Annotated in this window: 9 protein-coding genes and 2 pseudogenes; 5 read left to right on the forward strand and 6 right to left on the reverse strand. The window is 63.0% G+C overall.

Going from position 1 to position 10542, the window contains the following annotated elements:
• Positions 1–14: 14 nt before the first annotated feature.
• Positions 15–383, reverse strand: a complete 369-nt coding sequence (locus tag ACTJLF_RS31180) for a zinc-ribbon domain-containing protein (protein ID WP_440884598.1) — start codon at positions 381–383, stop codon at positions 15–17.
• 471 nt (positions 384–854) lie between these two features.
• Here ACTJLF_RS31180 and ACTJLF_RS31185 point away from each other — a divergent pair, with 471 nt between their 5' ends.
• A complete protein-coding gene (locus tag ACTJLF_RS31185; protein ID WP_440884599.1) occupies positions 855–1115 on the forward strand; it encodes a hypothetical protein in 261 nt (86 codons plus the stop codon).
• Positions 1116–1214: 99 nt separating this feature from the next.
• Here ACTJLF_RS31185 and ACTJLF_RS31190 read toward each other — a convergent pair whose 3' ends face one another.
• Both ACTJLF_RS31190 and ACTJLF_RS31195 read right to left on the reverse strand, forming a co-directional pair.
• Complete coding sequence (locus ACTJLF_RS31190) at positions 1215–3377, reverse strand: amylo-alpha-1,6-glucosidase (protein ID WP_440884600.1); 2163 nt, start codon at positions 3375–3377, stop codon at positions 1215–1217.
• A complete protein-coding gene (locus tag ACTJLF_RS31195) occupies positions 3374–4432 on the reverse strand; it encodes a glycosyltransferase family 4 protein (RefSeq protein WP_440884601.1) in 1059 nt (352 codons plus the stop codon). The genes ACTJLF_RS31190 and ACTJLF_RS31195 overlap by 4 nt, the downstream gene beginning before the upstream one ends.
• A 1017-nt stretch (positions 4433–5449) precedes the next feature.
• Between ACTJLF_RS31195 and ACTJLF_RS31200 the strand changes: the two are divergent.
• A pseudogene (locus tag ACTJLF_RS31200) lies at positions 5450–5668 on the forward strand (IS110 family transposase); the annotation flags it as partial.
• A 54-nt stretch (positions 5669–5722) separates the two neighbouring features.
• On the opposite strand, the pseudogene ACTJLF_RS31205 reads toward ACTJLF_RS31200, so the two are convergent.
• Positions 5723–5953, reverse strand: a pseudogene (locus ACTJLF_RS31205) (IS3 family transposase); the annotation flags it as partial.
• On the opposite strand from ACTJLF_RS31205, the gene ACTJLF_RS31210 reads away from it, so the two are divergent.
• A complete protein-coding gene (locus ACTJLF_RS31210) occupies positions 5901–6149 on the forward strand; it encodes a hypothetical protein (protein WP_416491392.1) in 249 nt (82 codons plus the stop codon). The pseudogene ACTJLF_RS31205 and the gene ACTJLF_RS31210 sit on opposite strands and share 53 nt — an antisense overlap.
• A 153-nt stretch (positions 6150–6302) precedes the next feature.
• Here the strand turns inward: ACTJLF_RS31210 and ACTJLF_RS31215 are convergent, their stop codons facing one another.
• On the reverse strand, positions 6303–6992 hold the full coding sequence (locus ACTJLF_RS31215; protein ID WP_126185653.1) for an alpha/beta hydrolase family protein: 690 nt from the start codon (positions 6990–6992) through the stop codon (positions 6303–6305).
• Positions 6993–8443: 1451 nt separating this feature from the next.
• Here ACTJLF_RS31215 and ACTJLF_RS31220 point away from each other — a divergent pair.
• Together ACTJLF_RS31220 and ACTJLF_RS31225 are read left to right on the forward strand one after the other, a co-directional pair.
• Entirely contained in the window at positions 8444–8851 is a 408-nt protein-coding gene (locus ACTJLF_RS31220; protein WP_240650148.1) for a hypothetical protein, read from the forward strand.
• 9 nt (positions 8852–8860) lie between these two features.
• On the forward strand, positions 8861–9019 hold the full coding sequence (locus ACTJLF_RS31225) for a hypothetical protein (RefSeq protein ID WP_164713566.1): 159 nt from the start codon (positions 8861–8863) through the stop codon (positions 9017–9019).
• A gap of 98 nt (positions 9020–9117) precedes the next feature.
• On the opposite strand, the gene ACTJLF_RS31230 is transcribed toward ACTJLF_RS31225, so the two are convergent.
• The gene (locus ACTJLF_RS31230; protein WP_346428096.1) at positions 9118–10350 is read right to left on the reverse strand and encodes a transglutaminase-like domain-containing protein; all 1233 of its coding nucleotides are present in this window, start codon (positions 10348–10350) and stop codon (positions 9118–9120) included.
• Positions 10351–10542: the final 192 nt, after the last annotated feature.

Genomic DNA, 10542 nt, shown 5'->3' on the forward strand with positions numbered 1-10542 from the left:
ACAGGGTCTTCGCGCTAGTTGGGTGTCGGCAGTCCAAGTTCGATGCGCGTGTAGAAGAGACGGCGCTTGGCCTGTTCGAGCGCTGCCCAGTAGCCGTGGTTTTCCGACTTGGCCAGCGCAGGGATCGTGTGGGTCGTTCGGCACGACAGACAAAGGCCATGGTCGGTGAGAGAGGGCACCATCCAGTTGCACCCATTCGCCTCGCGATTGGCGCACGGCCTGCATGCGGAGCCTTCTGAGCCCAGGCGGCGCCGTGAACCCTCGTGCGAGACCTCGAAGGCAAGCATGCGCTGCGCATCCGTTGCGTAGCCGAGGGACGAGCTGCAGACTTCGCAGCGAAGGTTCTCGAAGAACACGCGATTGCCGCGATCCGAGCAGCTCATCTGCTTCACGCAGGCCCCCAGGTATCGGCATCCAGCGTGTTCTTCAACGACGCCTCGCGACGCGCATCGGCTTGTATGTCTCGATTCAAAGCGGGGGTCCGTTCCGAGGTTGCCGAGAACGCGGCCGTCCTGACCGGGAGGCTTGCTTGCGCGGAGTCAGCGATGGGGCTTGTCTCGCCTTGCCACATGCCCTTCATAGGATCTTTATCAACCAGCAGTGGATGATTTCGATCTTTCGTACTTGTGTGCGAATCATTTTGCGCTCTCAACTCTGATGGCGTCAGAGAATTCGGGCTGCGTCGATGTGGGATGTGGTGCGATCCGTCCCGCTGCGGTGGACTCTGCAGTCGGGCAAGGCGCGAAAGTCCCTGCACTCTGTCCATAGGCTGTAGTCACGGTGCCAGTGCCGTTGCGTTGGTGTCCTTGCAGGTCCATCATGTATGAAGTCAAGCTTTCGCAAACGGATCGGCGATGGAAGAAATAGAAAATCTCGTACAGGTTGAAACCGGACCGCGCCATGTCATTCAGGGCACATACCAGGGTGTCCGCATTGAAGTCGTCGCCGGTTACAGCATCGACACGGACGAGTGGTTGTTCCACGTGCGCCTTCACGACAACCAGGGGCGTGCCGATCGCTTGACGGGTTGTCCGACAACCCATCGGGCCCATGGGCTGCAAGACGCCTTCGATCTGGGCCTGGAACTCGCCGTGTCACACCTGAAAAGCCGCTGAGGTCCTCCTGCAGCTTGCGAAAGCAGGTTCCTGTGGGCGCACATGACTTCTTTCTTGCATGCCGCTGCAATTGGCTCGCGCCGTGGCAGCCAGCGTGCGTCACAGGCGAAGATCGATCTGCAGGCTGTCTGCCCCTGATCGTCGTGAGGCCAGCGCCTGCATCGCGCCGCCCCTGCGATGCAGGCGCAAGTCCGCCGTTCCCTGGGGCAACCGCAAATCACGCAGCACGAGCTCATCGATCTCGCTGGGAAGCACCGGTTGAGCCACCACGATGCGGCCGTGCATGGCATCGATGTCGATGCCCAGGCAACCTTGCAGGAGCATGAACACCGAGCCGGCGGCCCAGGCCTGCGGCAGGCAAGCCACCGGATAGGACACGGGCGCCTCGCCATGCGCCTTTTCAAACCCACAGAACAACTCGGGCAGGCGCATGCCAACCTGGCTGGCGCATTCGAACATCTCACCCGTTAGCCGCGCGGTGCTGTCTCGCTCGCCGTAGCGAGCCATGCCGGCAGCACACAGGGCCACGTCATGCGGCCAAACCGAACCGTTGTGGTACGACATGGGGTTGTAGCGGATGGCCTTGGATGACAGCGTGCGCAACCCCCAGCCCGATTCGAGCCCGGACGCCAGCAGTCGGCGTGCCACGGCGCGCCCGCGCGCCTCGCTGGGCAGCCCGGTGTACAGCAGGTGGCCGGCGTTGGAGGCATAGACGCGGCAGGGCGCACCGGCTCCATCCAGCGCGAGTGCGTAGAACTGCATGTCCTCCTGCCAGAAGCGCGATTCCACCCGTTCGGCCCAGGCTTCGGCGGCTTCCGCGTAGGGTGCGGCTTCTGCATCGTTGCCGAGCCACTTCGCCAGCAGCGCCATGCCTCGAAGCGCAGCGACCGCATAGCCTTGGACTTCGACCAGGGCGATAGGGCCCTCTGGTGTGCGCCCGTCTTCGTGGAAGATCGCGTCGTGGCTGTCCTTCCAGCCTTGGTTGGCCAAGCCGGACGCCTGGGCACGCGCATAGGACAGGAAGCCGTCGTGACGGTAGGCGTTGCGCTGAATCCAGTCCGTCGCCGCCACCAACGCGGGCCACAGCCCCGCGATGAACGAACGGTCGGCGCTGCGCCGTGCATAGGCCGCGGCCAGCATGACGAACAGGGGCGTCGTGTCCACGCCGCCGTAGTAGCGACCGAAGGGCAGCTCGCCCATGGCGGTCATTTCCCCTTTGCGCAGCTCGTGCATGATCTTGCCGGGCTCTGCATCGTGGAATGTCGAGGTCTCATGTGCCTGGTGGCTGGCGAGGTACGCCAGCACGCCACGCGCCAGCGATGGCTTGAGCCACAGCGTCTGCAGCGCGGTAATGATCGCGTCACGACCGAAGGGGGTGGAGAACCAGGGTATGCCCGCGTAGGGGTACGGACCCGTCGGCAATGCCGTGGTCAGCAGCGCGAGGTCGGCGCCCGAGCGGTCCAACCAGGCCTGGAACTGCCGCGACGAAGTCCGTATCCGCGCGCCGCTGCGCTGGCGGGTGCGCATGCTGCGCCTGGCTGCCGCACCCGCAGCCCGGAACTGCGCACGCGCTGGGGCCGACGCAGCAGGGCCGATGTCCACGTACAGCGCGATATCCTCCCGGCCGCCCAGGATGAGATCGAAGTGGCAGCGTCGCTCGTCGATGGCGGTGGGCTCGATCGAGAAAGCCAGCCGAGTGCACCGCGTGACGCCGTCCAGCCCCCGGTAGCTGAGTTCGATGCTCGCGGCCTGCACCCGAGGCGCAAGAAACTCCCCCCGCTGCGGACGGCGCTCTCCGCGTACCTCGAAGGTGTCGCTGAAATCGGCGCCATAGACCAGCTCGAGCTGCAGTCGCGTGGCCGTCGTGCTGTAGTTGCTCAGAGTGATGCGCTCGCGCAGCAGACCGCCCCACAGCAGGCGTCGCCGCTCGATGTGCACCACGCCTTGAGGCAATGAGTCGCCTCCCAGAGGAGGCAGTGGCCGATTGGTGAGGTGCGCGGTAAAGAAGACGTTGTCACGGCTCACGTCGCTGGACAGCAGGGTCGGTCGTTCGCCCTCCAGCAGGAGGTGAAAGCACGACAGCAGCCGCGTATCGTCCTGGAAGAAGCCATCGCCCGAGCCCGCGATGTCGCCATAGGTGTCGGCCACCGCAAAGCTGTCGCCGTCCTTGAGAACGAACAGGTGATCGGGCGTGCGCGGCACCGAGGTGTCTGCCGTGGTGGATCGAGCGGGTTGCGCACCCTCGGAATGAGGCGAGGTCATGCCACTTCGCTCTCGCGCAGACGGCGGGCATGCACCAGTTGCCAGTAGAGCCGGGCATAGCGCTTGGCCATCGCTTGCGCCGTGAAGCGCTCGTCGAACGCCCGGCGTACGCGCGCACGCGACAGGCCGGTGATGCCATGCACCGCCTTCACGGCCCCGGCGATGTCGTCGACGATGAGGCCGGAGATGCCGTGCTGCACGACCTCCGGAACGGAACCGCAGCGCCAGGCGATGACCGGTGTGCCGCATGCCATCGCCTCGATCATGACGAGGCCGAAGGGCTCGGGCCAGTCGATCGGAAACAGCAGGGCTCGCGCGCCACCCAGAAAGGCACTCTTCTGAGCGTCGCCGATCTCGCCCACGAACTCGATCAGCGGATGATCCAGCATTGGCCGGATGCAGGTGTCGAAGTAGACGCGGTCGGCAGCGTCCACCTTGGCCGCGATCTTCAGCGGCACGCCGGCGGCCTTCGCGATCTCGATCGCCCGATCGGGCCGCTTCTCCGGCGAGATCCGCCCGAGGAAGGCGAGGTAGCCGTCCTGTGCCTGCGGGCTGAACCGGTATTGGTCGGGCAGCATACCGTGCTGCACCGTGGCGTACCAGTTGGCCTCCGGCAGTGGGGCACGCTGGCTGCGGGAAATGGACACCAGCGGGTACGAAGGCCAGCGCGCATAGACGTCGCGCAGGTCATCGATGTCGAGCCGGCCATGCAGCGTCGTGAGAGTGCGTTCCGGCATGCCCTCGAAGAAGGGAAAGTGGATCAGGTCGACGTGGAAGTGGATGACGTCGAAAGCCTCGGCCCGCCGTCGCACCTCATGGATCATGGCGAGGTGGCTCGCCAGGTCGGAGTTCAGGCGCCTGCTATCGAGCCGCAGTGGCTGGGCGCGTGTCGCGACCAGGCGGGCCTTGGTCTGTGTCTCGCCCGCGGCGAACAGCGTGACCTCGTGCCCTTGGTCAACCAAGGCGTCGGTGAGGTGCGCTACGACGCGCTCAGTGCCGCCGTACAGCTTGGGCGGAACGGCCTCGAACAGCGGGGCTACCTGTGCAATCCTCATCCTGTCGCTCCTGCGTCCGTGCTTTCAAGCATGAGGATCACGAACATCTCGGGTCCATGCGCTTCAAGGTCGCCCAGCAATCTCTGCGGCGAGTCCAGGGCTTGGAACAAAACATTCGCCTAATGGACGCATCGATGAGGTCCACGCGAACCCAGGCCCGTGCTGCGGCATGGTCGGCGCGGATGGCGCCTCCGAGGATGTTGATCGCCTCGCTGCTCCTGCCGATGCGTAACCTCGACCAGCAGGGCGGCCGCCCAACCCCCGATTGCCGTCTGATCGACCATTCGAGATCGTCAGGACCTTGGCGTGCGAGCTGACGGAAAGTATCGGCGTCTTCGCGGGCGGGAGATCGCCAGAGGCGGAGTAGGCGGAACATTGCTGCCTCCTTCAGGGGCATGCTGAAAGGCAGCGACAATTCATCTTCCGCCCTTAGTCGCGATTTACCTAGCATTACTTTGACCTATCTTTTGTGGTGCTACTGTGGTCTGGAAGTTCAGGCATTGGCGTAGGCCTAACTACACGGACGGTCAAATCCTGTCGTCGCTGTGGTGGATGAGGACAATTCATGGAAGCGAAGCCCACTCCTGCAGGGGCCGTTCGGATTGTTTCCGCCGGAGGCGGTCCGCCATATCGGCTCCGTTGTCGTGCGCGACGCACCCAACGTAAGGAAGCGGCGGAAGACCGAGAAACCAGCCCGTGGATGGCGACTGCCCCGTCAGCAAGTTCCCACTTGCGGCGGGCAAATCGGACAAGGCCTGAGAAAGCTGCAGCACTTCAGCACGGGGCCCGGCCGGCATAGTCTTCACGCTTGATCACGTCGGGGCGTCTGGGCGACGATGCGTGAAACCGACGCTGCTGACGTTCGCCGCAGTCCCTACCACCGTGTGCGCCGGACCTGATGCAGCTCCACACCAATGTGAATACGAAGGGACTTTCCGCTTCCAGGTGACGGCACGGCTGTGCCAAGGTTGGCTTTGTGGAAAGTCACTTTCACCCCCAAACGGAAGGAGAAGGCTCATGCACACGATCACCCGAGTTGGCGTCGACCTGACCAAGTATCTGATCCAGGTCCACGCGGTGGACGCCGCAGGCAAAGTGGTCACCAATCGCGCCTTGAAGCGCGAGAAGTTCCTGCTCTGGTGCGCTGACGTGCATGCCGGATGCTTGATTGCGATGGAGGCGCGCAGCGGAGCTCATCACTGGAGCCGCAAGCTAGTTGAGCGCGGGTTCAACGCCGGATGATTCCGGGGTCTTCGGTAGTGGGCTGCTGCCGGTCTCATAGACACCGACCTAAGCTTTTTGAGCTTTCTCGAACTCTATCGGACTGACGTAGCCGAGCGTCGAATGACGGCGCGTCGGGTTGTAGAACCGCTCGATGTAGTCGAACACGTCGGCTCGGGCCTGTTCTCTGGACCGGTACACCTTTCTGGCTGTGCGCTCAGTCTTCAGTGAACTGAAGAAGCTCTCCATGGCCGAGTTGTCCCAGACCTCACCCGCGCGGCTCATGCTGCAGGTGATGCTTCCCTCCTGGCGCCGCTTCCGACCGGCTCGGGTAGTGCCAGGGTGCAACCTCGTCGTCATCATCGGCGAACCCGAGACCATCATGGAACAGCCTCTCATTGCCGTCGACTGTACAAAAGAAGTGCTTCGGCTGCACTGGGTCGGCCAGGAGACCGGATGTATGGAGCGCTCGGTGATGCTCCGCATGAGCACCTGAACAAGGTATTGACCAGACTGCTCAATCAGCTGAACAGCCGCATCGATGAACTACTTCTGCACAACTGGCAACGCAGGCGGCCTTGAGTCAATGCGGCCAACGTCGTTCATGGGAATCACCTGCGCACGCACGCCGCTTCTTGCCATCCACGCTTCAGCCAACCACGAACTTGCAAATCTCGCGCGAATACTCTTGGAGAAAAGCATTCTTGTTGGGCAGTGGCTCTGTTGCATGTGGCGGGGGAGTGTCCATGAATGAAAAGTGACCTGCCCCTTCCGTGACCCGGACGTCTACCGAAATCGAATCGCGCATGGCATTCGCCATCCATTCGGTTTGGATTGGAGGAGTGATGCTATCGGCCGAACCTACCCACGTCAGGACTGGAATTCGCACCGCATCAAGTGCCGCGGGCGCGCGGAAGAATCCGGTTGGGGGAGCCAAAAGAGCCAGGCGAGTCAGGCGACCGTCCGGTGCAATCCAGATGCGTCGAGCCGGTCCTAACCACATTTGAGCTCCCGCCATGGCGACGAGGGTGGCCGCGCCAATCGAATGCCCCACACCTATCGCCTTCGCCGAGGGCCCGATGAATGCGTCGAGTACGAGAGAGAGACGTCTTGCGCGAAGTATCAGTTCGTCTTCGCTTGGGTTAGTTGAAGCAAGTCGCTCGAAATGTGGCGCGACGATCATGCAGCCGGACTCGGCCAAGGCATTGAGGAGAGTAGCGTGGCGTTCTGGCTGGCCGCCCGTGCCCACTGCGAAAAGAACCACGGGGGCACCGGTAGCTGCTTTCTGGACCGACACCTTGAATGAATCAACTCCGTCATGCAGCGTCTGCGTCATCATGAAAAATCAGCTCCTTGTCATATGTGGGCTCGATAGCGTCTTGCACGATGAAATGTCATCAAGTTTCTGGTTCGACTGGAACCGTACCCCGCCGGGCCGACGAACACCAGTCCCGGCAGAAAACGAAAGCTCGCACGGCGTTGGCATCACTGTCAATTGGTTAGCTCAAGAGGCGGGGTGACTGTTCCCCGACCTCGCTGCTGAGGCACTGGAGGGCTAGCTCGTGACCCCTGTGGTCGCGCCGCGTTTGGGTTCGACGCGGAGTCTGAGGCTGTCGGCGAGGGCGTGGCGTCGAGCTGCACGGGCGCCGCCACTGCCGGGTAGAAAGGGGGCGAATGAGAAGCCACCACCGGCGACGCCGCCTCCGCCGTATGGGGCGAGCACCAACGGGACGAGTGCGAGGAAGGCGAGGCGAAGGCGGCAGACGAGCGGCATCGAGAGCATTTCTTATCTATTCATGCGATACATGGGCGGAGTGATGTTAATGGGAGGCTGTTCTTTTTTGCTAAGTCTGCGCTTCTCTGCGAAGAAGCTCGCAGGCCCATTTGGCTGCCTTCTGTCGTGAAGGTGCGAACAGGCGGATCCCACTTGTTTCTTGGTATGCGCGCGTTGCGGGGGTGTCCGGCTTCCGTCGGGCGGCGTGACTGTGTCGCGCTTCTCGAGCCTGGCGCACGGACTTCCGCCATATGCTGTGCAGGGCAGAGCTCCGGGTTGACCGCATCGGGGCCGTGGCGGGCTATCGCCATGAGTTGTAGGTGCCCTCGCTGTCGGGCAACCTCTCGTAGAGCTCTGTTTAGTTACGTGGTTGCCGCAGGCCCGGGGTGTGCGTGACCCTCCCCGATCCTGGACAGGGGCGCGGAGCCTGTCCAAGGCCGCTCTCAACGGGGTCGGGGGCACTCGCGAGAGAAGCTCGAAAGCCGGGCGCGAACCGGTTTGATTCAAAGAGCTCGGTGATACGCACAAGAAGCACCCATGTAGGCACCGCCGAAGAAATAGTCGGTCGATATCCGAACGACCGTCCCGGACCTTGCGGGTTCACTGCAGAATGATCACGAACAAGTCGTGTGGCCCTCGCTTGATGGGCATTCGGCTTTGGCAGGATGAAGTGGAGGCGTCGTCCTACGCTGAGGGTATGTCGGGTCTCTAGTGTCTGAGGCTCGCCACTCGCACCAACCATCAATCCTGATGCCGTACCCGTGGGCAGCCTTGGAGGTGATTCATGGAGCGCGGCGCCTTTGTCCACGATGGAGATGCAGGGTGCTGGGTCTGCACCATCCTATGCCTGCCAATCGGCAGCGCCGGGAAGCATGCGAGCGCCGAAATTACCCTGGATGGCAAGCAGCGCGTCAGGTTGACGCTTATCATGCCCGGCGCTTGGACTGGCGCCCAATTCGAAGGCTTCAAGCACGGTTGCCGGAATTGGATCCTGGCAGCTGACAAGGCATCTGTCATTGATCACGATCGACTGGCGGGTCTTGTGTCCTTGGGGGACGTCGGACGCTGTGGGCTGCGGGAGGATCCATCTGCTTGCTCCGAGCGATTCCGCGCAGGAGACCTTCTCGGGCCTGACGATGATCAGCGGAAAGATCGCACGCTCGATGCGCCGGAGGAAAGCAGCTTCTCTCCTCTATCGGCAGGAATCGCGTCGCGCTGATCTGCCCCACGTGGCCGATCTGCTGCATCGAAGCCGCGCGGGTGAAATCGATGAGGCAATGATTGATGATCCGGTCTCGTTGTCTTGGCTCGAATGGTTGGGCGGATCGTTCCAGATGACGACCACGGCCGGCAACATCTGTCGCCCGGGGCGGGTCAAGCAGGAAGGTTTCTGCGACATGAACCAGTCGGACGTGATGCTCTAGATCGTGGAAATGGCCCGCATCGGCGGGGCACTTCCCGCAGACGAGGCGGTATGGCTGGTCGCGGCGAAAGTCGCCGGCCTCGACATGTCGTGCGAGGGCGCTCACCGGGAAGCGAACGACCTGATGCGCCGGGGTGCGTCGATCTGGTGGCTGGCCGGCCCGAGATAGACAGATAGCGCAGACAGACGGGACAACCGGTGCAGCTCGATCCTGCCCTTACACGAAGGCACCGGCGGGACGGCGAAGGTCCGCCGCGCCCGTCGGGGTCAATGAATCTCGTCGCACCAGACCTTGAAGCCGTCCAGCTGGTTCGCCCCGAAGGTGCATGACAGCGCCACGTCGCTGGCATCGCGGCCCTGCGCAATGAGCACGCGGCCGACGCGGGGTACGTTGTTGCGCGCATCGAAGGTGTACCAGCGGTCGCCCAGGAACGCCTCGAACCAACCGGCGAAGTCCATCGGGCCGTATGGTGGCGAGGTTCCGACGTCGCCGAGGTATCCGGTGCAATAGCGGGCCGGAATGTTCAGGCAGCGGCACAGGGTGATGGCCAGGTGCGCGTAGTCCCGGCACACACCCTTACCCTCCCTGAATGCTTCCAGGGCCGAGCGTGTATGCCGAGCGTGCTGGTAGCCGAACTCGATGTGCTGATGCACGAAATCGCAAACCGCCTGCACGCGCGCCCATCCATTTGGCACGCTCCCGAAACGCTGCCAGGCAAAGTCGGACAGCAAGTCGGTTTCGCAGTAGCGGCTACCAAGTAGATAGACCAAGGCGGATTCGGGCAGGTATTCCACCGGCGTTTGCGGCGCAGAGGGTACGACGGCGTCCGGTAAGCCGCTGTCATGAACCACGGTATCCGTACTCAGCACGAAGCGGCCCGCCGGCGCGACCAGGCGTGTGCACCAGTTGCCGAACAGATCGCGGTACGCCGTGGTTGGCACGGACGGGCTCGTGAGCAGATGGTCTGGGCGCAGAAGATCCGATGCCCGCGAATAGTGGATGCTGAGGGTCAGGATCATCGGTGTCGGGCGAGGAAACTGATAGCCGATTTCGAAACCGAGTTGGATGTCCATGGGCCCATCATGCGCCTTGATCTGTACCTTCACTAGAAATAAATGATTCCCCTGCGTGTCGATTGGGTCGAAGTGGATACCGGTGGTTGTCGTGTCCCTGGAGTTGCGCATGCGGTGCTGGAGCGCGACGCACAGGTGGTCAACTGGAGCTTGCACCTGCTTGTGTCTCGACCGATTTCGGAAGCGGCCGGAACGCGCAAATCTCCTGCTTTCTCGACGCCCGGCAGCGCGCATCCTTTCTATCGAGGCATCGCAGATCATGGCAACCAGCAGCATCCTCGGCGGCGAGCGCGCGCCGATCACACCCAAGGGCACCGATGCGGAGAGCCTCGGACCGAGCAACTCCAGCGACAGTGGCAGCGACGTATCGGGCGTTAATGAAGCGGCGGCCGAAGGCGGACTCGAAACCCCGACCAATGCCGACATTCTTCCGGATCGTGTGGGCGTCCTCCCGGATGCCGCAGCCGAGGTCGAGGGTTCGGTGGACGACCAGGGCAGCGGACACCGCCGGGCGGCAGTCATCCTCCAGCCAGTTGAATCGCACCCTGCGCGGCGTGTTCGGTCACACCCGATTGCGCGCCGGTCAAGCCGAAGTCATCGAGCGGGTCATGCAGGGGC

Source organism: Variovorax sp. 22077 (assembly GCF_052044195.1).
In the GTDB taxonomy this organism is placed as follows: Bacteria; Pseudomonadota; Gammaproteobacteria; order Burkholderiales; family Burkholderiaceae_C; genus Variovorax; species Variovorax atrisoli.